Annotated in this window: 20 protein-coding genes; 4 read left to right on the forward strand and 16 right to left on the reverse strand. The window is 71.7% G+C overall.

Annotated features, from left to right (window positions below):
* On the forward strand, positions 1-209 hold a 209-nt coding region (locus tag FKN01_RS19930; RefSeq protein WP_143622496.1), incomplete at its 5' end, for a DUF5915 domain-containing protein.
* A gap of 212 nt (positions 210-421) precedes the next feature.
* On the opposite strand, the gene FKN01_RS19935 is transcribed toward FKN01_RS19930, so the two are convergent.
* From FKN01_RS19935 to rsmH, 16 genes are all read right to left on the reverse strand, one after another.
* Complete coding sequence (locus FKN01_RS19935; protein ID WP_143622498.1) at positions 422-1,549, reverse strand: DivIVA domain-containing protein; 1,128 nt, start codon at positions 1,547-1,549, stop codon at positions 422-424.
* Positions 1,550-1,598: 49 nt separating this feature from the next.
* The gene (locus tag FKN01_RS19940) at positions 1,599-1,883 is read right to left on the reverse strand and encodes a YggT family protein (protein WP_018518688.1); all 285 of its coding nucleotides are present in this window, start codon (positions 1,881-1,883) and stop codon (positions 1,599-1,601) included.
* A 72-nt stretch (positions 1,884-1,955) separates the two neighbouring features.
* Entirely contained in the window at positions 1,956-2,573 is a 618-nt protein-coding gene (locus FKN01_RS19945; RefSeq protein WP_018104459.1) for a cell division protein SepF, read from the reverse strand.
* Between the two features lie 124 nt (positions 2,574-2,697).
* A complete protein-coding gene (locus FKN01_RS19950) occupies positions 2,698-3,417 on the reverse strand; it encodes a YggS family pyridoxal phosphate-dependent enzyme (RefSeq protein ID WP_143622500.1) in 720 nt (239 codons plus the stop codon).
* A 6-nt stretch (positions 3,418-3,423) separates the two neighbouring features.
* Positions 3,424-4,182 carry a peptidoglycan editing factor PgeF gene (gene pgeF, locus FKN01_RS19955; protein ID WP_398932809.1) on the reverse strand — a complete coding sequence of 253 codons (759 nt, stop codon included), beginning with the start codon at positions 4,180-4,182 and terminating at the stop codon, positions 3,424-3,426.
* Positions 4,179-5,405, reverse strand: a complete 1,227-nt coding sequence (gene ftsZ, locus FKN01_RS19960; RefSeq protein WP_143622504.1) for a cell division protein FtsZ — start codon at positions 5,403-5,405, stop codon at positions 4,179-4,181. Before ftsZ ends, pgeF begins: the two co-directional genes overlap by 4 nt.
* 276 nt (positions 5,406-5,681) lie before the next feature.
* A complete protein-coding gene (locus FKN01_RS19965; protein ID WP_143622506.1) occupies positions 5,682-6,476 on the reverse strand; it encodes a cell division protein FtsQ/DivIB in 795 nt (264 codons plus the stop codon).
* A 51-nt stretch (positions 6,477-6,527) separates the two neighbouring features.
* Positions 6,528-7,622: an undecaprenyldiphospho-muramoylpentapeptide beta-N-acetylglucosaminyltransferase gene (murG, locus tag FKN01_RS19970; protein WP_143622508.1), complete on the reverse strand. Its 1,095-nt coding sequence runs from the start codon at positions 7,620-7,622 to the stop codon at positions 6,528-6,530.
* Between the two features lie 6 nt (positions 7,623-7,628).
* Positions 7,629-8,963, reverse strand: coding sequence for a putative lipid II flippase FtsW (gene ftsW / locus FKN01_RS19975; protein ID WP_143622510.1), 1,335 nt, complete (start codon positions 8,961-8,963; stop codon positions 7,629-7,631).
* A 49-nt stretch (positions 8,964-9,012) separates the two neighbouring features.
* Positions 9,013-10,440 carry a UDP-N-acetylmuramoyl-L-alanine--D-glutamate ligase gene (gene murD, locus FKN01_RS19980; RefSeq protein WP_143622662.1) on the reverse strand — a complete coding sequence of 476 codons (1,428 nt, stop codon included), beginning with the start codon at positions 10,438-10,440 and terminating at the stop codon, positions 9,013-9,015.
* Positions 10,437-11,507: a phospho-N-acetylmuramoyl-pentapeptide-transferase gene (gene mraY, locus FKN01_RS19985; protein WP_143622512.1), complete on the reverse strand. Its 1,071-nt coding sequence runs from the start codon at positions 11,505-11,507 to the stop codon at positions 10,437-10,439. Before mraY ends, murD begins: the two co-directional genes overlap by 4 nt.
* Positions 11,504-12,910, reverse strand: a complete 1,407-nt coding sequence (gene murF / locus FKN01_RS19990) for a UDP-N-acetylmuramoyl-tripeptide--D-alanyl-D-alanine ligase (protein ID WP_143622514.1) — start codon at positions 12,908-12,910, stop codon at positions 11,504-11,506. Before murF ends, mraY begins: the two co-directional genes overlap by 4 nt.
* Positions 12,911-12,914: 4 nt before the next feature.
* Entirely contained in the window at positions 12,915-14,633 is a 1,719-nt protein-coding gene (locus tag FKN01_RS19995) for a UDP-N-acetylmuramoyl-L-alanyl-D-glutamate--2,6-diaminopimelate ligase (protein ID WP_143622516.1), read from the reverse strand.
* A gap of 17 nt (positions 14,634-14,650) precedes the next feature.
* Positions 14,651-16,627 carry a penicillin-binding protein 2 gene (locus FKN01_RS20000; RefSeq protein WP_143622518.1) on the reverse strand — a complete coding sequence of 659 codons (1,977 nt, stop codon included), beginning with the start codon at positions 16,625-16,627 and terminating at the stop codon, positions 14,651-14,653.
* 4 nt (positions 16,628-16,631) lie between these two features.
* Positions 16,632-17,075, reverse strand: coding sequence for a septum formation initiator family protein (locus FKN01_RS20005; protein WP_143622664.1), 444 nt, complete (start codon positions 17,073-17,075; stop codon positions 16,632-16,634).
* Between the two features lie 94 nt (positions 17,076-17,169).
* A complete protein-coding gene (gene rsmH, locus FKN01_RS20010; protein WP_143622520.1) occupies positions 17,170-18,135 on the reverse strand; it encodes a 16S rRNA (cytosine(1402)-N(4))-methyltransferase RsmH in 966 nt (321 codons plus the stop codon).
* Between the two features lie 377 nt (positions 18,136-18,512).
* Between rsmH and FKN01_RS20015 the strand changes: the two genes are divergently transcribed.
* From FKN01_RS20015 to FKN01_RS20025, 3 genes are all read left to right on the forward strand, one after another.
* Positions 18,513-19,037: a carbonic anhydrase gene (locus FKN01_RS20015; RefSeq protein ID WP_143622522.1), complete on the forward strand. Its 525-nt coding sequence runs from the start codon at positions 18,513-18,515 to the stop codon at positions 19,035-19,037.
* Positions 19,038-19,318: 281 nt separating this feature from the next.
* On the forward strand, positions 19,319-20,368 hold the full coding sequence (locus FKN01_RS20020) for a MoxR family ATPase (protein ID WP_143622524.1): 1,050 nt from the start codon (positions 19,319-19,321) through the stop codon (positions 20,366-20,368).
* On the forward strand, positions 20,368-21,738 hold the full coding sequence (locus tag FKN01_RS20025) for a DUF58 domain-containing protein (protein ID WP_143622525.1): 1,371 nt from the start codon (positions 20,368-20,370) through the stop codon (positions 21,736-21,738). Before FKN01_RS20020 ends, FKN01_RS20025 begins: the two co-directional genes overlap by 1 nt.
* The last annotated feature ends 8 nt before the right edge of the window (positions 21,739-21,746 follow it).

Raw genomic sequence — 21,746 nt, forward strand, 5'->3', positions numbered from 1 at the left:
AGAACAGCGGCCTGGACGTCGCGGACCGCATCACCGTCCGCTGGACCTCCACAGACCCCGCGACCACCGAAGCCCTCACCGAACACGCGACGCTGATCGCGGACGAGGTGCTGGCCACGGACTACGCGCAGGGCGAGGCGGACGGCGCGTATGGCGCCGCCATCGAGGACGAGGGCCTGAGCCTGACGTTCCGCCTCCGCAAGGCGTAGCGGGGCCGTAGCCGGAGGGGCTGTACTTCAGCCCCTCCGGCGATTGAGGAGCGGGGTCCGGGGCGGAGCCCCGGTTTCGGGAAGGGGCGGGTAGGGGACAGCCGCGCGCAGCGCCCCCCGCACTCGTACGCGCAAAGGGCCGGGCCCCGGGGAACCCCCGGGGCCCGGCCCTTTGCCTGCCGACGGCTACGCGCGCACCGCGCGCGAGCCGGTCAGTTGTCGTCCTCGTCGATCAGGAACCCGCGCATCGGCGACGGCGCCTGCTGCATCGGCTGCGGCGCCTGCGGCCGCACCGGCGCCATCGGCTGCGTCATCGCCGGCGACATCTGCTGCTGACCGCCGTACGACGGGCCGCTGCCCATGGACGGGTTGCCGCCGCCCATCGGCTGACCGCCGTGGTTGCCGCCCATCGTGTGCCCCATGGCACCCGCACCGGCCGGAGCCAGCGAGGGCGACGGCGGCAGCGACGCGGCGGCCGGGGTGCGCGGCGGGGCCAGCGAGTCGTCCGCCTGGGTCTCCAGCTGACGCAGCTGGCTCTCCAGGTAGGACTTCAGACGCGTCCGGTACTCGCGCTCGAAGCCCCGCAGGTCCTCGACCTTGCGCTCCAGCGTCGCGCGGGCCGACTCCAGCGAGCCCATCGCCACGCGGTGCTTCTCCTGCGCGTCCCGCTCCAGCGCGTCCGCCTTGGCGCGGGCGTCCCGCTCCAGGCCCTCGGCGCGGCTGCGCGCCTCGCCGACGATCTTGTTGGCCTCGGAACGGGCCTCCGCGATCGCCTGGTCGGCGGTCTGCTGGGCCAGGGACAGGACACGGGCGGCGCTGTCGCCACCGGGGCCCTGCTGCTGCATCTGCGGCGGGGGCTGCATCTGCTGCATCTGCTGCTGCGGGTTGTGACCGCCCATGGGGCCGCCCATCGGGCCACCCATGGGACCACCCTGCATCGGGCCGGGGCCGTGCGGGCCCTGCGGACCGGGGCCGTGCGGGCCCTGGGGGCCGTGGCCGCTGGGACCGGCGGGCAGCTGCGGAGCACCACCGGGCAGCTGGGGGGGACCCATCTGCGGGGGCTGCTGCTGGACCGGCGGGCCCGATATGGCGGCGGGCACCGGGGCACCCGGCCGGTCCTGCTGCTCCGGCGGCTTGCGCATCCCCTGCTGCTGGTTCTGCGCGGCGGCACGCGTGGCGGCGGCCAGCTTGGCGCGCAGGTCCTCGTTCTCACGGAGCAGGCGGGTCAGCTCCGACTCGACCTCGTCGAGGAAGGCGTCGACCTCGTCCTCGTCGTAGCCCTCTCGGAGGCGGACTGTCGTGAACTGCTTGTTCCGCACATCCTCGGGAGTCAGCGGCATCTCTTCTTCACCTCTACGTAGTCGTCGGCAGTCGGCAAGACCGTATCGCTCACAGCCTGGTCACGATGCTGATCAGGATGGAAACGATGATCATCAGAACGAAGAAGGACAGGTCGAGTGCCACGCCCCCGAGACGCAGCGGCGGGATGAACCGCCGCAGGAGCTTGAGCGGTGGATCGGTGACCGTGTAGGTCGTCTCCAGGACGACCACCATCGGCTTGCCCGGCTGCCATGAACGTGCGAACTGGAAGACGTAGTCCATGACGAGCCGGAAGATCAGCACGATGAGGAAACACATCAACGCGATGTAGACAACACTTTGTGCGACGCCCATCTCTCGCGCTTCCCTCTCCCCTGGCTCTCGTAGCACCGGCCTCTCGGCCGGGTTGTTCCCGGTGTCGTGTTCTCAGCTCTGGTTGAAGAATCCGCCCTCTGCGATGCGGGCCTTGTCCTCCGCCGTGACATCGACGTTAGCAGGCGACAACAGGAACACCTTCTGTGTCACTCGCTCAATGCTGCCATGGAGACCGAAGACGAGTCCCGCGGCAAAGTCGACAAGTCGCTTCGCGTCCGTATCGTCCATCTCCGTGAGATTCATGATCACCGGAGTGCCCTCACGGAAGTGTTCCCCGATGGTACGGGCCTCGTTGTACGTCCTGGGGTGCAGCGTCGTGATCCGGTAGGGCTCACGCTCGGACACGACCTTGGGCATGATCACCGGTGCGTTCTTCTCCATGTTCGGACGTTCAGGTGTGATGGATGCCACGGGTGCGATCCGGGCGGGTCGCTCGCGCTCCGCCGGGATCTGGACCGGCTCCCGCTGCGCCGGCGGCTGGACCGCGCGTACCGGTTCGTCGCGCTCCCGGTCCCGCTCCACCTGATGCGCGGGCTGGTGCCGGCGCCGGTCGCGCTCGGGCTCCGGCTCGGGTTCGAATTCGTCGTCGGGGTCGAACCCCGGGCCGTCGTACCCATCGTCCTCCACGAGGCCGAGGTAGACCGCCATCTTGCGCATCGCGCCGGCCATGCTCTGAGTCCTCCGCTCTGTGGTGGATCGGCATCTGTCACCAAGTGCCCGCGATCCACTCCGGCCTACCCGCCCTGGGCGGTAATGACCATATTTTCTGCTGTGGTCCGACTTCTTCGCGACGTTACCCGAGCCCGGGGCGGACTCCGAGTACCGCAGTACCGACGCGCACATGTGTCGCTCCGGCCGCGATCGCGTCCTCGAGGTCCGCACTCATCCCCGCAGAGACCATGTTCGCAGCCGGATGGTTCCCGCGCAGCCGGGATGAGAATTCCATCAGCCGGTCGAACGCGGCCCGTTGCCGCCCGGCGAAGGGGCCGGCGAGCGGCGCGACGGTCATCAGCCCGTCCAGCCGGAGCCCGGGCGCGGCGGCGATCGCGTCCGCCAACTCCTCGATCCCGTCGGGCGCGACGCCTCCGCGGGCCCCCCGCTCCCCGCTCTCCGCGTCGAGGGCGACCTGGATGAGGCAGCCGAGTTCGCGCTCGCGGCGCCCGGCCGCCGCCGAGAGGGCGGTCACCAGCTTCGTACGGTCCACGGACTGCACGACATCGGCATAACCGGCCACAGAACGGACCTTATTGGTCTGCAACTGGCCGACAAAATGCCAGGAGAGGGACAGATCCGCGCACTCGGCGGCCTTCGGAGCGGCGTCCTGGTCGCGGTTCTCCGCGACCTGACGCACACCGAGTCCATGCAGAATCCGCACATCGCTCGCGGGGTAGGTCTTGGTGACCACGAGCAGGGTCACCTCCTCCCGCTCGCGCCCGGCCGCGACACAGGCCGAAGCGATCCGTTCCTCCACCCGCGCCAGATTCGCGGCGAGTTGATCCTTGCGTTCCGTCATGCCCTATCAGTCCAGCCAGACATATCCGGCGAGCCGCCCGGTGGTGCGGTCGCGTCGGTACGAGAAGTGGTCGCCCGATTCCAGGGTGCAGAAGGGCGACGCCTGCCGGTCGGTGACGCCGAGCCCGGCGAGCTGGGCGTGCACCCCGCCCGTGACGTCCACCGCCGGGGTGCCCCAGCTGGTCTCGGACCACGAGCCGGGCACGTGCGCGGCGACCTCGTCCCGCATCGCGGCCGGCACCTCGTAGCACCGCCCGCAGACGGCAGGCCCGGTCCGCGCGGTGATCCGGGAGACCTCCGCGCCCAGCCCGACCATGGCCTCGACCGCGGCCGGCACGATCCCGGCGACCAGCCCCGGCCGCCCGGCGTGCGCCGCCGCGACGACGCCGGCCTCCGGGTCGGCGAGCAGGACGGGGGTGCAGTCGGCGGTCAGCACGGCGAGCGCGAGCCCGCGCCGCGCGGTGACCACCGCGTCCACGGCGGGGATCTCCGCCGCTTCGCCCCAGGGCCCGTCGACCACGGCCACGTCCCGGCCGTGGACCTGGTTCATCCAGACGACCCGCGCCGGATCGAGCCCCCGGGCCCGCGCGGCCCGCTCGCGGTTGGCGAGAACGGCGGCGGGGTCGTCACCGACCGCGCCGCCGAGATTCAGCTCCGCGTACGGGGCGGCGCTCACTCCGCCCCACCTGTCGGTGAAGGAGAAGTGAGCGCCGCCCCGAGAGAAGACAGAGACCGTAGGGCTCACTGCGTCATGCGGACCTATCACTTCAAGAAGTCCGGTACGTCCAGCTCTTCGGCCTGGGAGTCCGAGTAGGGACGGGCCGGCGGGACGTGCGGCGGCGGGACGACCGGCGGGAGGTGGGTCTCACCCGACACCGGCACCGGCTCGGCCTGCACCGCCGGCTCCTCGCGCGGCGGCACGGAACCGAGACCGCCGGACTGGCGCACCGGCTCGGGCGCGGCCCGGACCGGCGTCGGCGCCGGCTCCTCGCGCTTGGACTTGGTGCCCTCCAGGGCGAAGTCCGCCCGGCGGGCCGGCGGCTGTCCGCCGTCGAAGCCCGCCGCGATGACGGTGACCCGCACCTCGTCGCCGAGGGCGTCGTCGATGACCGCGCCGAAGATGATGTTCGCCTCCGGGTGGGCCGCCTCGCTCACCAGCTGGGCGGCCTCGTTGATCTCGAAGAGACCGAGGTCGCTGCCGCCGGAGATGGAGAGCAGGACACCGCGGGCGCCGTCGATGGACGCCTCCAGGAGCGGCGAGGAGATCGCCATCTCCGCCGCGGCCACCGCGCGGTCGTCGCCGCGGGCGGAGCCGATGCCCATGAGCGCGGAACCGGCCTCGGACATGACCGACTTGACGTCGGCGAAGTCGAGGTTGATCAGGCCCGGGGTGGTGATGAGGTCGGTGATGCCCTGGACACCGGAGAGCAGGACCTGGTCGGCCGACTTGAACGCGTCGAGCACGCTGACCTGGCGGTCCGAGATGGACAGCAGCCGGTCGTTGGGGATGACGATGAGGGTGTCGACCTCTTCGCGGAGCTCGGCGATGCCGTCCTCCGCCTGGTTGGCGCGGCGCCGGCCCTCGAAGGTGAACGGGCGGGTGACCACACCGATCGTCAGGGCGCCGAGCGAGCGCGCGATGTTGGCGACGACGGGTGCGCCACCGGTGCCGGTGCCGCCGCCTTCGCCTGCGGTGACGAAGACCATGTCGGCCCCCTTGAGGACCTCCTCGATCTCCTCACGGTGGTCCTCTGCCGCCTTACGACCGACGGCCGGGTTCGCCCCGGCGCCGAGGCCGCGGGTGAGTTCGCGGCCGACGTCGAGCTTGACGTCGGCGTCGCTCATCAACAGGGCTTGCGCATCCGTGTTGATCGCGATGAACTCGACGCCTTTGAGACCGACCTCGATCATTCGGTTGATGGCATTGACACCACCGCCGCCGACACCGATGACCTTGATGACTGCGAGGTAGTTCTGCGGTGCTGCCACGTCGAAGGCCTCTCGCCTCGAGTTACGTGTCGTCGCTTCGCGGTGATCCCGCCGCGACGACGGATGCCGATTGGGACGGTCCGAACGCCGACCCAAACCCTAACGTTCAAGTTTAGGGTTACCAGTGTGTCTGCTTCATGGACTCTTCCGAACAGGACACTAAGTCGACAAGTGGCGCACGTTCAACGAACACGCCGAACCTCCCGTTTTTCTTTTCACCCTATGTGATCACCCGTAGCGCTGACCAACCAGGGTGTTGGCCAGGCCAAATGTGCGTCAACCACCCGACACGGCGGGGGCGGTGGGGGCACTCACGTCGAAGTGCCCCGCTTTGGGCGCGGCCTTCATGAGAGCGGTGAGGACTTTCGCCTTCGCCGCACCCGCTCCACCACTTCCCCACATCACCGTGCGATCCCCGCTGAGTTCCAAGGAGATGGCGTCGTACGAGTCGACCCGGACGACCCGGGTGTCCTCGGCGACCCCGTCCGGGAGGTCACCCGCGACCCGGACCGCTTCCCGTACCAGCCGGTCGCCGCCGAAGCGGCGCAGGCTCGCGGACCGGCCCGTGGCCACCTCCAGCAGAGGCACATGGCCGGGCGCCTTGTCCACCGTCGCGAAGCGCACGCCCTCGTCGTCCACTTCGATGAACTTCGCACCCTTTTCGACCAGAAGGACCGGCTTTCGCTCGGTCACCTTAAGTCCGATGCCGTGCGGCCATGACCGAACGACATCCACCTCGTCGATACGAGGCAACTTCTGGCGCAACCTCTTCTCGATGGCGCCGGTGTCCACGGAAACGAGCGGGGCGCCCATCGGCACCGCCGCGGCACGCTCCACCTCGGCCGGTGTCAGCACCCGCACCCCGGTGATCCTGACCTGCTCGACCCGCAGCCAGGAGGAGCCGTAGAGCGCCCAGACGACGCCGGAGCCGAGCAGCAGCACGGCTCCGGCGATCAGGAGCAGCAGCCGGCGCCGGGAGAGGCGTCGCCCCTCACGGCGCGGGCGCGACGGCCGGTCCGGGGCGTTCTCCTGCTTCCCTGCACCGCGCTGGGCGGTCGTCGGTCCGGCCACGCTCGCTCCTTATGCCGGGTCCGGGGGCCACCGCTCCCGGACCCGCCCGCCTCACGCGTTACGGCGTGCGGCAATCGCCTCGTACACCATGCCGACCAGCAGATCGTCGGCGTCCCGGCGGCCGAACTCCGCGGCGGCCCGGGACATCTCATACAGCCGGTGCGGATCGGACAGCACCGGCAGGACGTTGCCCTGCACCCACTCGGGGGTGAGCGCGGCGTCGTCCACCAGCAGTCCGCCGCCGGCGTTGACCACCGGCTGGGCGTTGAGCCGCTGTTCGCCGTTGCCGATGGGCAACGGGACGTAGGCGGCGGGCAGTCCGACGGCGGAGAGTTCGGCGACGGTCATCGCGCCCGCGCGGCAGAGCATCATGTCGGCCGCGGCGTACGCGAGATCCATCCGGTCCACGTACGGTACCGGGATGTAGGGGGGCATCCCGGGCATGTTGTCCACGCGCGGCAATTCGTTCTTCGGCCCGACCACGTGCAGGATCTGGATGCCGGAGCGCTGGAGCAGCGGAGCGACGCGCTGTACCACCTCGTTGAGGTGGCGGGCGCCCTGCGAGCCGCCGGAGACCAGCAGCGTCGGCAGGTTGGGGTCGAGGCCGAACGCCGCGCGCGCCTCGGGGCGGACGCGGGCCCGGTCGAGGGTGGCGATGGTGCGGCGGAGCGGGATGCCGATGTAGCGGGCGCCGCGCAGCTTGCTGTCGGGCGTGGAGACGGCGACGCCGTGGGCGTACCGCGAGCCGATCTTGTTGGCCAGGCCGGGGCGGGCGTTGGCCTCGTGGACCACGATCGGGACACCGGCGCGCTTGGCGGCGAGATAGCCCGGCAGGGCCACGTAACCGCCGAAGCCGACCACGCAGTCGGCCCTGGTGCGTTCCAGGACCTGCTCGGCGGCCTTGATGGTGCCGCGCAGCCGGCCCGGGACGGTGATGAGTTCGGGGGTGGGCTTGCGCGGCAGCGGTACGGCCGGGATCAGGGCCAGTTCGTACCCCCGCTCGGGTACGAGTCTGGTCTCGAGCCCGCGCTCCGTGCCGAGAGCGGTGATCCCCACGCTCGGGTCCTGCCTGCGCAGGGCGTCCGCGAGGGCGAGCGCGGGCTCGATGTGGCCGGCGGTCCCCCCGCCGGCGAGTACGACATGCACCGAATTTCACCGCTCTCCGGACGGACGCTTCTTGACGCGCCGTCTCATCGTCTTCCATCTGACCCCGGGCCTCCGCACGGCCAGGGCCGCCTTCGCGGCGGGCTCGTCCCGCGCGAACGCGATCAGCAGCCCGACGGCGAACATGGTCGGCAGCAGGGCCGAACCCCCGTAGGAGAACAGCGGGAGCGGGACACCGGCGATCGGCAGCAGGCCGAGCACCGCACCGATGTTGATCACGGCCTGCGCCGTGATCCAGGTGGTCACACCTCCCGCTGCGTACCTCACGAAGGGGTCCTCCGTGCGTCCGGCCACGCGGATACCCGCATAGCCTAGAGCCGCGAAGAGGGCGAGCACCGACAGCGTCCCCGCCAGCCCCAGTTCCTCCCCGGTGATGGCGAAGATGAAGTCGGTGTGCGGTTCGGGAAGTTGGCCCCATTTTTCCACACTCGCACCGAGGCCGGAACCGAACCATCCGCCCGATGCCAGAGCATAGATGCCGTGCACGGCCTGCCAGCAGGAGCCTCCGGGCCCGGGCTCGCTGGCCCCCATGCAGTCCAGCCGGGACATGCGGTTGGGACTGGTCTTGATCAGCAGGAATCCGATGAGCCCGGCGGTGGCGAGCACTCCGGCGAACAGCCGGGTGGGCGCCCCGGCCAGCCAGAGCAGGCCGAACAGGATGGCCGTGAGAATGATCGCAGTGCCCATGTCGCCGCCGAGCATGATGAGCCCCAGCAGCATGAAGGCGACCGGCACCAGCGGCACCAGCATGTGCTTCCACTGGGTCAGCAGCCGCTTGTCCTGCTTGCGGGCGAGCAGGTCGGCCCCCCACAGCACGAGCGCCAGCTTGCCGAACTCGCTGGGCTGGAGCTGGAAGGGCCCGCCCAGATAGAGCCAGTTGCGGTTGCCGTTGACCGACATCCCTATCCCCGGCACCTGGACCAGGACCATCAGGAAGACGGCGCCCATGAGCAGCGGGTAGGACAGCGCGCGGTGCAGCTTCACCGGCATCCGCGCGGCGGCGGCCATCAGCCCGGCCCCGATCACGGCGGCCAGGAACTGCTTGCGGAAGAAGTAGGTGCCGGGCTTGCCGAGCTCCAGCGCCTTGATCATCGAGGCGGAGTAGACCATCACCAGGCCCAGCACGGTGATCAGCAGCCCGGCGCCCAGGATCACGTAGTACGCCGTCAGCGGACGGTCCCAGGCGCGCCGGGCCCGCTCGTACAGCCGCCGCACTCCGCCGCCGCGCGGGCTGCGGGTGCCACCGGTGCTCCGGGCCCGCACCGCCGCGGGCCGCCGGGCCTTGGCAGCGGGCCGTACCCGCACGCTCTCTTCGGCCGGCATGTCCCTGTCCCCTCCACTGCTCGTGCCCGGGGCGCGGCGGCCGGGCCCGTCAGACGCTCTCGGCGGCGCGTGCGCGGACGGCGTCCGCGAAGGCCTCGCCCCGCTTGTTGTAGTTGACGAACATGTCCATGGAGGCGCAGGCCGGGGCCATCAGCACGGTGTCTCCCGGCCGGGCGAGCCGTGCGGCCTCGCCGACCGCCTCGGACATCGCCCCAGTGTCGGTCCGGGCGAGGTCGACCACGGGTACCTCGGGGGCGTGTCGCGCGAGGGCTTCGCGGATCAGGGCCCGGTCCGCGCCCATGAGCACGACGCCCCGCAGCCGCTCGGCGCAGCCGGTCACCAGCTCGTCGAAGGTGGCGCCCTTGGCCAGGCCCCCGGCGATCCAGACGATGGAGTCGTAGGCGGCGAGCGAGGCTTCGGCGGCGTGGGTGTTGGTGGCCTTGGAGTCGTCCACGTACGCGACCCCGGCCACGTCCGCGACGTGCTCGATGCGGTGCGGGTCGGGGCGGAAGTTGCGCAGTCCGTCGCGGACGGCGGCGGGTTCGACGCCGAAGGCGCGGGCCAGGGCGGCGGCGGCCAGGGCGTTGGCGATGTTGTGCGGGGCCGGCGGGTTGACGTCGGCGACCTCGGCCAGCTCCTGGGCCTGCTTCTGGCGGTTCTTCACGAACGCCCGGTCGACCAGGATGCCGTCCACCACGCCGAGTTGCGAGGGCCCCGGTGTGCCGAGGGTGAAGCCGATGGCGCGGCAGCCCTCCTCGACGTCCGCCTCGCGCACCAGGTCCTCGGTGGCCGGGTCGGCCGCGTTGTAGACGCAGGCGACGCGGTTGCCCTCGTAGATCCGGCCCTTGTCGGCGGCGTACGCCTCCATGGAGCCGTGCCAGTCGAGGTGGTCGGGGGCCAGGTTGAGCACGGCGGCGGAGTGGGCGCGCAGCGAGGGCGCCCAGTGCAGCTGGTAGCTGGAGAGTTCGACGGCGAGCACGTCGTACGTCTCCTCGCCGAGGACGGCGTCCAGCAGGGAGACGCCGATGTTGCCGACGGCGGCGGTGCGCAGCCCGGCGGCCTCCAGGATGGAGGCGAGCATCCGTACGGTCGTGGTCTTGCCGTTGGTGCCGGTGACCGCGAGCCAGGGGACCGGTTCCCGGCCGTCCTGGCCGCGCAGCCGCCAGGCGAGTTCGACGTCGCCCCAGACCGGGACGCCCGCTTCGGCGGCCGCGGCGAACAGCGGCTTGCCGGGCTTCCAGCCTGGGGCGGTGACGATCAGCTCGGTGGACTCGGGCAGGGTGTCGCCGTCGCCGAGGCGCACGGTGATGCCCTGCGCCTCCAGTTCGGCGGCCTGGGCGCGGGAGCGCTCGTCGTCGCCGTCGTTGACCACGGTGACGACGGCACCGAGGCCGTGCAGCACCCGGGCCGCCGGGATTCCGGAGACCCCGAGCCCGGCGACCGTGACGTGCTTGCCCTGCCAGTCCACGTTGCTCACTTCTTGGCTGCCCATCCTGCGTAGAAGAGGCCGAGTCCGACGATCACGCACATGCCCTGGATGATCCAGAAGCGGACCACGACAAGGACTTCGGACCACCCCTTGAGTTCGAAGTGGTGCTGGAGCGGCGCCATGCGGAAGACGCGCTTGCCGGTCATCTTGAACGAGCCGACCTGGATGACGACGGACATCGTGATCATCACGAAGAGGCCGCCGAGGATCGCCATCAGGAATTCGGTGCGGGAGCAGATGGCCAGGCCGGCGAGCGCGCCGCCGAGGGCGAGCGAGCCGGTGTCCCCCATGAAGATCTTGGCCGGCGAGGTGTTCCACCACAGGAAGCCGAAGCAGGAGCCCATCAGCGCGGAGGCCACGACCGCGAGGTCGAGCGGGTCGCGCACCTCGAAGCAGGCGCTCGGGTTGGTGAGGGTGGTGGCGTTGGCGCAGGACTCCTGGAACTGCCAGAGCCCGATGAAGGTGTACGCGCCGAAGACCATCACCGACGCGCCGGTGGCCAGGCCGTCCAGACCGTCCGTCAGGTTCACGCCGTTGGACATGGCGAGGATCATGAACAGCGCCCAGACGACGAAGAGCACCGGGCCGATCGACCAGCCGAAGTCCTCGACGAACGAGAGCTTGTCGGAGGCCGGGGTGTTGCCGCGGGCGTCGGCGAACTGGAGCGAGAGCACCGCGAAGGCGATCCCGACTATCAGCTGGCCGGCCATCTTCGCCTTGGCCCGCAGACCGAGCGAGCGCTGCTTGACGATCTTGATGTAGTCGTCCAGGAAGCCGACGAGTCCCATGCCGGTCATCAGGAAGAGGACCAGCACACCGGAGAAGCGCATCTCCTCGCCGGTGATCACCTTCGCCAGGAAGTACGCGATGAGCGTCGCCAGGATGAAGGCGATGCCGCCCATCGTGGGCGTGCCCTTCTTGGACCCGTGGGTGCGCGGGCCGTCGTCGCGGATGAACTGCCCGTATCCCTTGCGGGCCAGGAGCTTGATCAGCAACGGCGTGCCGACCAGGGTCAGGAAGAGCCCGATGGCTCCCGCGAAGAGGATCTGCCTCATCGGCCCGCGACCTCGCCCTCGGTCGCGTTCTCCAGCAGTGCTGTGACGACCTGCTCAAGGCCGACCGACCGGGACGCCTTCACCAGCACCACGTCTCCCGGGCGCAGTTCCCTGCGCAACAGGTCGACGGCAGCCTGTGCGTCGGACACGTGCACCGACTCCTCACCCCACGAACCCTCGTTGTATGCGCCCAGTTGCAGCCAGGAGGCCTCTCTGCCCCCGACCGCGACGAGCTTGCTGACGTTGAGCCGGACGGCGAGCCGTCCGACCGCGTCGTGCTCGGCGAGCGAGGCGTCGCCGAGCTCGGCCATCAGGCCGAGCACCGCCCACGTACGACGCCCCTTCCCCATGGCGACCAGCGCGCGGAGCGCGGCCTTCATGGATTCGGGGTTGGCGTTGTAGGCGTCATTGACGAACGTCACGCCGTCCGGACGCTCGGTGACCTCCATGCGCCAACGGGAGAGGGTGCCCGCCTCGGAGAGCCCTTCGGCGATCTCGTCTGCGGACAGGCCCAGCTCATGGGCGACGGCGGCCGCGGCGAGCGCGTTCGACACGTGGTGCTCACCGTACAGGCGCATGGTCACCTCGCTGCACCCGGTGGGTGTGTGGAGGCGGAACGCGGGGCGTCCGTCGTCGGTGAGGTGCACGTCTTCGCCCCGTACGTCCGCATCCGCGCCTTCGCCGAAGAGGACGACGCGGGCCTTGGTGCGGGAGGACATGGCGCGTACGAGGGGGTCGTCGGCGTTGAGCACGGCGACGCCGTCCTCGGGCAGCGACTCGACCATCTCGCCCTTGGCCTGGGCGATCTGCTCCTTGCCGCCGAACTCGCCGATGTGCGCGCTGCCGACGTTGAGTACGAGGCCGATGCGGGGCGGGACGAGTCCGGTGAGGTAGCGGATGTCCCCGATGTAGCGGGCGCCCATCTCGAGGACCAGGTGTCTGGTCTCGTCGGTGGCGCGCAGCGCGGTGAGCGGCAGGCCGATCTCGTTGTTGAGGTTGCCCTCCGGGTAGACGGTGGGCCCCTTGCGCTCCAGGAGTTGCGCGATGAGGTCCTTGGTGGAGGTCTTGCCGGCGGAGCCGGTGAGGGCGACGACGGTGGCGCCGAGGCGGCCGACGACGGCGCGGGAGAGCGCGCCGAGGGCGGCCACGACGTCGTCCACGACGATCGCGGGCACTCCGACGGGGCGGGTGGCCAGGACGAGGGCCGCGCCCGCCTCAACGGCGCGCTCGGCGTAGTCGTGGCCGTCGGCCCGTTCGCCGGCGAAGGCGACGAAGAGGCTGCCGGGGGTCACCTTGCGGGAGTCGATGACGACCGGTCCGCTGACGTTTACCGCCGGATCCGGTATGTCGTGCGTCTGCCCGCCGACGATTTCGGCGATCTCGGCGAGGGAAAGGGCGATCACTTGGTCATCCCTGACTGTTGTTCTCGTGGTGGGAGGCACGGGGTCCGGCGCCTTCGTGCCCCAGGGAGCGCTCGATGGCCTCGCGCAGGACGACCCGGTCGTCGAAGGGGCGGACGACGCCGTGGACGTCCTGGCCCTGCTCGTGGCCCTTACCGGCGACGAGCACGGTGTCGCCGGGCTCGGCCCGGGCCACGGCGGCGGCGACGGCCGCGGCGCGGTCGGCGTCGACCAGGACGTCGCCGCGCTCGTGGACGGGCACCTCGGCGGCGCCCGCGAGCATGGCCGCGAGGATACCGAGGGGGTCCTCGGAGCGGGGGTTGTCGGAGGTCAGCACGGCGGTGTCGGCGAGCCGGGCCGCCGCCGCGCCCATCGGGCCGCGCTTGGTGGTGTCGCGGTCGCCGCCGCAGCCGAGGACGATGTGCAGCCGGCCCTTGGTCACCTTGCGCAGGGACCGCAGCACCGACTCGACGGCGTCCGTCTTGTGCGCGTAGTCGACCAGCGCGAGGTAGGGCTGTCCGGCGTCGACCCGCTCCAGCCGGCCGGGCACCCCGGGCACGGTCGCGATGCCGTCCGCCGCGGTCTGGGGGTCGACGCCGACGACGGCGAGGGCGACGATCGCCGCCAGGGTGTTGGCGACGTTGAACGGGCCGGGCAGCGGGGCCTTGGCGGTGGCCCGCTCGCCCTTGGGCCCGACGACGGTGAAGGTGGAGCCGAGCCGGCCGACGACGACGTCCTCGGCGCGCCAGTCGGCGTCCGGGTGGCCCTCGGCGGAGAAGGTCGTGATGGGCACCGTCGCCTCGGTGACGAGCCTGCGGCCGTACTCGTCGTCGTAGTTGACGACCCCCTGCCTGCTGCGGCGCGGGGTGAACAGCTGCGCCTTGGCCTGGAAGTAGTCCTCCATGCCGGAGTGGAACTCCATGTGCTCCGGGCTGAGGTTGTTGAAGACGGCGACGTCGAAGACGCAGCCGTCGACGCGGCCGAGGACCAGCGCGTGGCTGGAGACCTCCATGGTGACGGCTTCGGCGCCGCGTTCGCGCATGACGGCGAACAGGGCCTGGAGATCGGTGGCTTCGGGCGTGGTGCGCTCGGACTTGATGCGCTCGTCGCCGATCCGCATCTCCACCGTGCCGATGAGCCCGGTGGCGCGTCCGGCGCCGCGCAGGCCGCCCTCGACCAGGTAGGCGGTGGTGGTCTTGCCCGAGGTGCCGGTGATGCCGACCTGGAGCAGGCCGGTGCCGGGGTGGCCGTAGATCTCGGCGGCGAGTTCGCCCATCCGGCCCCGCGGGTCCTCGGCGACCAGGACCGGCAGGCCGGTGGCCCGGGCGCGGTCGGCGCCGGAGGGGTCGGTGAGGATGGCCGCCGCGCCGAGGCCGGCCGCCTGGGTGGCGAAGTCGGCGCCGTGCAGCCGGGCGCCCGGCAGGGCCGCGTACAGGTCTCCGGGGCGCACCGCCCGGGAGTCGTGGGTGATGCCGGTGATGTCGCCGGTGCCCGGCGGTTCAAGTCCGAGCCGCTCTGCCAGCGTGACCAGGGAGGTGGGCCGCAGGCGGTCCGGGCGAGGCGCTCCCGGGTAGTTCACAGGCGCGTCCTTCTGGGTGGTTCGGGGCTGTTCGGCGTGGGGCACGGCGGTGAGCGTACCGGGCTCACCCGGCCTCTCGCGAAGTGAGGTGCCCGGCGAGCGGACGTTCTCGTTCCGGTTCCCGGGATCGGGGGTGGTGGTTGTCACTGGTGGTCTCCGCGAGTTCACTCGCCGGTTCCGAAGAACACCGGCAGCTTGGCCGGCGCGCGGCCGGACGGGGGTGTCTGGAGCGTCTTGAGGGCGAATTCCATGACCTGCTTGTAGATGGGGCCGCAGGTCTGGCCGCCGAAGTGGCTGCCCTTGGTGGGGTTCTGGATCGCGCAGTAGACGGTGATCTGGGGGTCGTCGGCGGGCGCGAAGCCGGCGAAGGAGGCGGTGTAGCCGTGGTAGCCGCCGCGCACCGGGTCGACGCGGTTGGCGGTGCCGGTCTTGCCCGCGACCCGGTAGCCGGGGATCTGGGCCTTGGTTCCGGTGCCCTCCTGGTCGGCGACCACCGATTCGAGCATGGTGGCGAGCGTCTTCGCGGTCTTCTCGCTGACCACGCGCGTCTGTTCGGGGGCTTCGGCCGGGGTGAAGCGGCCGTCCGGGCCCCTGGTGCCGCGTACGAGGGTCGGCTGGATGCGTACGCCGCCGTTGGCGATGGTCGAGTAGATCGAGGCGGCCTGCATGGCGTTGAGGGAGAGGCCCTGGCCGAACGGGATCGTGTACTGCTGCGAGGTGGACCAGTCCTCGGGCTTGGCGAGGAGGCCGGGCGTCTCGCCGGGGTAGCCCAGCCCGGTGGGCGACCCGATGCCGAATTTCCTCAGGTAGGAGTACAGCACCTTGTTCGCCTGGGCCTGCGTCTTCCCCAGTTCGCCGGTGGCCATGATGGTGCCGATGTTGCTGGACTTGGCGAGGACGCCGTTGAGGGTCAGCTGCCAGGTGGGGTGGTCGATGTCGTCCTTGAAGAGGCGGTCGCCCCGGTGCAGCCGGTTGGGCACCGTGACGTGCGTGAGGGGCGTGGCGGCGCCCTCTTCGAGCACCGCGGCCATGGACATCACCTTGCTGGTGGAGCCGGGCTCGTAGACGTCCTGGAGGGCCGCGTTGCCGAGCGAGGCGCCGTCGGCCTGCGAGAGGTCGTTGGGGTCGAAGCCGGGGGCGTTGGCCATGGCGAGGACCTCGCCGGTGCGGGTGTTCTGCACGATGACGTAGCCGCGGTCGGCCTCGGACTTCGCCACCTGGTCGGAGATGGCCTTCTGGGCCGCCCACTGGATGTCGCGGTCGATGGTCAGCTCGATGTCGGAGCCGGGGACCGCGGGGATCTCCTTGGTGCCCGCGGTGGGCACCCGCCGGCCGCCGGACTGGGCGTACTTGATGGTGCCGTCCTCGCCCGCCAGCTCCTTGTCCAGCTGGAACTCCAGGCCGCCCGCGCCCTCGCCGCCGGCGTTGACGTAACCCAGTATCCCGGCGGCCAGGGTGCCGTTGGGGTAGACCCGCTTGGTGGTGGCCTCCTGGAAGACGCCCGCCAGCACGTTGGCGCCGGGCCCGCCGGCCGCCTTGTCCTTCGCGGCCTTCTCGGCGAAGACGGACTTGAGGTCCTTGATCTGCTTCCAGACCTGCGGGGTCTGCCTGCGCGCCAGGACCGTGTACCGGCTCTTGGGCTCGGAGAGCTTCTTGACCAGTCCCTCCACGTCGACGCCGAGGATCGGCGCGAGCAGGGCGGCGGCCTGCTGGGGGGCGTCGGGCGCCTTGCTGTCGGCCGGCGTGAACATCTTGGGGTCGGCCGTGATGTCGTACGCGTCCACGCTGGTGGCCAGCGCGATGCCGTTGCGGTCGGTGATCTCACCGCGCTCGGCGGCGACCGTGTAGCTCAGGTAGCGGTTGGTCTCGGCCTTCGCGGCGTACGCGTGTGCGTCGACGGCCTGGACCTGGAGGAGCCGTACGACGAACGCGAGCATGACGAGCGTCAGGGCGAGGCTGACCAGCCGCAGCCGGGGGCGCGGGCTGCCCAGCCGCAACGGCCGCCGGGCGGGGGCGCGCCGAGCGGCGGACGGGGGCCGTCGTCGCTGCTGCTGCGGCCGGGGGCGGCCGGACGCCGCGGAGGCGTTACGGGGGCGCGCGGGGCCGGGTACCCGGCGGCGCGGCGGTTCCTTGGAGGGCACTGCGTCACCTGCCGGGGCTCGTGGAGGGCTGGGCTGCCGGTGTGCCGGAGGGCGTGGGCGCCGGGGTGCCGGCGACCGTGCCGCTGGGCGTCGGCGTCGGGGCCGGCGTGCTCGGCGGGGGTGCGAGCGGGGCCGGCGCGGCCTTGGACGGGACGCCCCGGACCTTGCCGTCCGGGTCGAGGAAGGCGGGGCTGCCGCCGGGGACCATGCCCAGCTCACGGGCGCGGCGGGCCAGGGCGTCGGGCTCGAAGGAGGCGTCGACGTCGTGCTGGAGGGCCTGCTGCTCGTCGGTCAGTTCGGTGGTCCGCTTCTTCAGCTCGCTCAGCTCGAAGGAGCCTTCGTTGAGTGCGGAGTTGAGCAGCAGCAGCGTGATCAGGCCGCCGCCGAGGAGCACCACGACCAGCAGGACGAACGGGGTCCGGGCCGCGGTGCTCGGCCCGGCGGGCATCAGCCGGGTGAGCCGTGCGACGCGTCCCTCGGGCTGCCCGGCCGGTTTGCTCACCGCGCCGCTCCGTCCCCGGCGCGCGCGGCCGTCCGCCGGCTCACCGCTCGTCCTCGCGGATGCGCTGGGCGCCGCGCAGCCGGGCGGGGGCGGCGCGGCGGTTCTCGGCGACCTCCTCCTCGGTGGGGAGCTCGGCGCCCCGGGTGAGGAGCTTCAGCCGGGGCTGGTAGCGCTCGGGGACGACGGGCAGGCCGGGCGGGGCGGTGTTGGCGGCGCCCGCCGCGAGGACCTGCTTCACGAGCCGGTCCTCCAGGGACTGGTACGAGAGGACCGCGATGCGTCCGCCGACGGCGAGGGCGGCGACGGCGGCGGGGATGGCCCGCTCCAGGACGGCGAGCTCCCCGTTGACCTCGATGCGCAGGGCCTGGAAGGTGCGCTTGGCGGGGTTGCCTCCGGTGCGCATGGCGGCCTGCGGCAGGGCCTCGCGGATGAGTTCGACGAGCCGGGCGCTGTTGGTGAAGGGCTCCTTCTCGCGCTCGCGTACGACGGCGGAGACGATGCGCTTGGCCTGCTTCTCCTCGCCGTACGCGCGCAGGATGCGCACCAGTTCGCCCGGCGGGTAGGTGTTGAGGACCTCGGCGGCGCTCATGCCGGTCGTCTGGTCCATGCGCATGTCGAGCGGTGCGTCGCGGGCGTAGGCGAAGCCGCGGTCGGACTCGTCGAGCTGCATCGAGGAGACGCCGAGGTCGAACAGGACGCCCTGCACCTTGGGGATGCCGAGCCGGTCGAGCACCTCGGGCAGTTCGTCGTAGACGGCGTGCACCAGGGTCGCGCGGTCGCCGTAGGGGGCGAGCCGCTCGCCGGAGAGCCGGAGGGCCTCCTTGTCCCGGTCGAGGGCGATCAGCCGGGTGGTGGGGAAGGCGGAGAGCAGCGCCTCGCTGTGGCCGCCGAGGCCGAGGGTGCAGTCGACGACCACGGGGGGCTGCCGGTCGGAGGCCTCCAGAGCCGGTGCCAACAGGTCCAGGCATCGCTGGAGCATCACCGGGACGTGTCGGGTCTGGCTCATGCGCCCTCTCAGGCTCAGCTCCCGGGTGGCGGGACGTACGGCCTGGTCCCCGCCCGCTCGCGAAGGGGAGGTCCGCCGGCGCCGGGGAAGGGGCGTCAGCCGACCGGCGAGCGGGAGAGGGCCGGGCCGTACGTACGCCGCGCACACGGGTAAAAGTTCGAAATGTGCAGGGTGTCGGTAACTTCCCGTCACTTTAGTCCACCCTGCCACTCGATCGATTCCCGATCAATCAACCCGGCAGCGCGTCGGCCGTCGCCCGTTCACCCGCGCGGGTGGCCGGAGGGGGCTTGTGGATTACCTCACAACAAGCACTGTTGACGTTTTTTGTCCACTTCCCTCTCGCCGGGGGGCGGGTGGTGAGGACTAACGTCTTGGGCATGTCGACTTCCGCGCACTCCCCCGCCCCCACCGTCACCGACCGCCTGGTCGAGGCGAACGACCGTTACGCAGCAGACTTCAAGGACCCCGGCATGGACGCCAAGCCGGTGCTCCAGGTCGCCGTGGTCGCCTGCATGGACGCCCGCCTCGACCTGCACAAGGCCCTCGGCCTCTCGCTGGGCGACTGCCACACCATCCGCAACGCCGGCGGTGTGGTCACCGACGACGTCATCCGGTCGCTGTCGATCAGTCAGCGGGCGCTGGGCACCCGGAGCGTCGTGCTGATCCACCACACGGGCTGCGGCATGGAGTCGATCACGGAGGACTTCCGCCAGGAGCTGGAGCACGAGGTCGGACAGCGGCCGTCCTGGGCCGTCGAGGCGTACACCGACGCCGACCAGGACGTGCGGCAGTCGATGCAGCGGGTCCGGACCTCGCCGTTCCTCAAGCACACCGACGACGTGCGCGGTTTTGTCTTCGACGTGACCACCGGCAAGCTGCGCGAGGTCCTTCCCGTCTCCTGACCCGAGGTCCGGTGGCCCCCGACCGAGGGGCCGGGAGCCACCGGATCACCACGTTCCGGTGACGAAATCATCACCCAATCCGACATATCGCCCCGGGTTGTCCACAGGCGAGTGACACGAAGCGGTAACGGCAACAAGAATGCGTGAGTGACACCCCGCCGGACGCCGTCCGGCACGGTGTCCGCAATTCGGGGTGGGCCGGGCCGCACGGCGGCGCCGGCCCGTGACTGGGGAAATCCCGTGCTCCTGGTGAGCGTGGGGCGGGGCCGAGGAGGGCCGGGGTGACGACCTATGACGATCGAGCGAGCCTCACGGATCTGACCACCACCATCGATCGGGTGCGCAGGTCCATGGAGGCCGTGATCGAGGGCAAGCCCGAGGTCGTGCGGCTCTCGCTGACCGTGCTGCTCGCGGAGGGGCACCTCCTGATCGAGGACGTGCCGGGCGTGGGCAAGACCATGCTGGCCAAGGCGCTGGCCCGGTCGGTCGACTGCTCGGTGCGGCGCATCCAGTTCACGCCCGACCTGCTGCCCTCGGACATCACCGGTGTGTCCATATACGACCAGCAGCGCCGGGACTTCGAGTTCAAGCCCGGCGCGATCTTCGCGCAGGTCGTGATCGGCGACGAGATCAACCGCGCCTCCCCGAAGACCCAGTCCGCGCTCCTGGAGTCCATGGAGGAGCGCCAGGTCACCATCGACGGGCACACCTACGAGCTGCCCGACCCCTTCATGGTCGTGGCGACGCAGAACCCGGTGGAGATGGAGGGCACGTATCCGCTGCCCGAGGCCCAGCGCGACCGGTTCATGGCCCGGGTGTCGATCGGCTATCCCAGCGCGGAGGCCGAGCTCCGGATGCTCGACGTGCACGGCGGCCTCTCGCCGCTCGACGACCTCCAGCCCGTGGCGCACGCGCACGACATCGTGAAGCTGATCGAGACGGTGCGCGCGGTCCATGTCGCCGAGGCCGTCCGCGGATACGCCGTCCAGCTCGTCGGTGCCACCCGCACCCACCCCGACCTCCGGCTCGGTGCCTCGCCGCGCGCCACGCTGCACCTGCTGCGCGCCGCCAAGGCGTCCGCCGCGCTGGCCGGCCGGGACTACTGCCTGCCGGACGATGTGCAGGCCCTGGCCGTCGCGGTGCTCGCCCACCGGCTGCTGCCCACCGCGCAGGCCCAGCTCAACCGCCGCACCGCCGAGCAGGTGGTGCTGGAGATCCTTCAGCAGACCCCGGTGCCGACGGCCTCCGGCGGCTTTGCCGGCCACGCGCCCGCGTATCCGGCGGGGCCGGCGTACGGCGGAGCGCGGCAGCCCGGCGCCCGGCGTCCGTGATGGCCGCGTCGGGGGCCGTCGCGGTGGACGGCGGCGACGACAAGGGCGGGGTGCGGGCCGCGCTCGGCGGCCTGACGACCCGTGGGCGGTCCTTCCTCGCGGCCGGGGTCGCGGCGGCGGTCTGCGCCTATGTGCTGGGCCAGGGCGACCTGCTGCGGGTCGGGCTGCTGCTCGCCGTGCTGCCGCTGGTCTCCGTGACGGTGCTCTACCGCACCCGCTACCGGGTCACCGGCACCCGCAGGCTCTCGCCCTCGCGCGTCCCGGCCGGCTCGGAGGCCCGCGTCCACCTGCGCGTGGACAACGTCTCCCGGCTGCCCACGGGTCTGCTGATGCTCCAGGACCGGGTGCCGTACGTGCTCGGGCCGCGGCCCCGATTCGTGCTGGACCGGGTGGAGGCGGGCGGTCGCCGCGAGGTGTCCTACCGGGTCCGGTCCGACCTGCGCGGGCGCTACCCGCTCGGCCCGTTGCAGCTGCGGCTGAGCGACCCCTTCGGCATGTGCGAGCTGACCCGCTCGTTCAGCGCCTACGACACCCTGGTCGTGGTCCCCCGCACCGAACCGCTGCCCCCCGTTCCACTGGCCGGCGAGTCCTCCGGATACGGCGAGGGGCGTCAGCGGTCCCTGGCGCTGGCCGGTGACGACGACGTGATCCCGCGCGGTTACCGCTACGGGGACGATCTGCGCCGGGTCCACTGGCGTTCCACCGCGCGCTACGGCGAGCTGATGGTGCGCCGCGAGGAGCAGCCGCAGCGCGCCCGGTGCACGGTCCTGCTGGACACCCGGCGGACCGCCTACCGGGGGTCGGGGCCGGACTCCGCTTTCGAGTGGGCCGTCTCCGGGGCGGCGTCCGCGCTGGTGCACATGCTGGAGCGCGGTTTCGCGGTGCGGCTGCTGACGGACGCGGGGGACGCGGTGCCGGGCGAGGGCGAGGGCGGTTTCGCCGGCGCCGCCCAGGCCGCCGCGGACGCGGCGGGGCTGATGATGGACACCCTCGCCGAGATCGGGCAGTCCGACGGCGGGGGCCTGTCCCGCGCCCACGACGTGCTGCGCGGGGGCGGCGAGGGACTGCTGATCGCCTTCCTCGGCGACCTGGACGAGGAGCAGACCGGCATGGCCGCCCGGATGCGGCAGCGCAGCGGCGGCGCGGTGGCCTTCGTCCTGGACAGCGCCGCCTGGGTGAACGGCGAGTCGCCCGCCGGCCGGGAGGCGGCGGAGCGGCGGTCCCGGCTGCTGCGCGAGGCGGGGTGGACGGTGGTGCCGGTGGAGCCCGGCGCGCGGCTGGCCGAGCTGTGGCAGCTGGCGGGCCGGGACGGTGCGGTGGCCGGGGCCGGCACAGCGGCCGGTCCGGCGGGATTCGGGGGCTGGTCTTGAGGAAGCGG

Origin of the sequence: Streptomyces sp. 130, assembly GCF_007096885.1 — a bacterium.
GTDB lineage: Bacteria > Actinomycetota > Actinomycetes > Streptomycetales > Streptomycetaceae > Streptomyces.

Excerpts from the sequence above, each read along its gene's own strand:
- FKN01_RS19935 (WP_143622498.1), bottom strand. The coding sequence starts at position 1,549 with ATGCCGCTGACTCCCGAGGATGTGCGGAACAAGCAGTTCACGACAGTC.
- FKN01_RS19940 (WP_018518688.1), bottom strand. The coding sequence starts at position 1,883 with ATGGGCGTCGCACAAAGTGTTGTCTACATCGCGTTGATGTGTTTCCTC.
- FKN01_RS19945 (WP_018104459.1), bottom strand. The coding sequence starts at position 2,573 with ATGGCCGGCGCGATGCGCAAGATGGCGGTCTACCTCGGCCTCGTGGAG.
- FKN01_RS19950 (WP_143622500.1), bottom strand. The coding sequence starts at position 3,417 with ATGACGGAACGCAAGGATCAACTCGCCGCGAATCTGGCGCGGGTGGAG.
- ftsW (WP_143622510.1), bottom strand. The coding sequence starts at position 8,963 with ATGCCGGCCGAAGAGAGCGTGCGGGTACGGCCCGCTGCCAAGGCCCGG.
- mraY (WP_143622512.1), bottom strand. The coding sequence starts at position 11,507 with ATGAGGCAGATCCTCTTCGCGGGAGCCATCGGGCTCTTCCTGACCCTG.
- FKN01_RS20005 (WP_143622664.1), bottom strand. The coding sequence starts at position 17,075 with ATGCCCGCCGGGCCGAGCACCGCGGCCCGGACCCCGTTCGTCCTGCTG.
- rsmH (WP_143622520.1), bottom strand. The coding sequence starts at position 18,135 with ATGAGCCAGACCCGACACGTCCCGGTGATGCTCCAGCGATGCCTGGAC.
- FKN01_RS20015 (WP_143622522.1), top strand. The coding sequence starts at position 18,513 with ATGTCGACTTCCGCGCACTCCCCCGCCCCCACCGTCACCGACCGCCTG.
- FKN01_RS20025 (WP_143622525.1), top strand. The coding sequence starts at position 20,368 with ATGGCCGCGTCGGGGGCCGTCGCGGTGGACGGCGGCGACGACAAGGGC.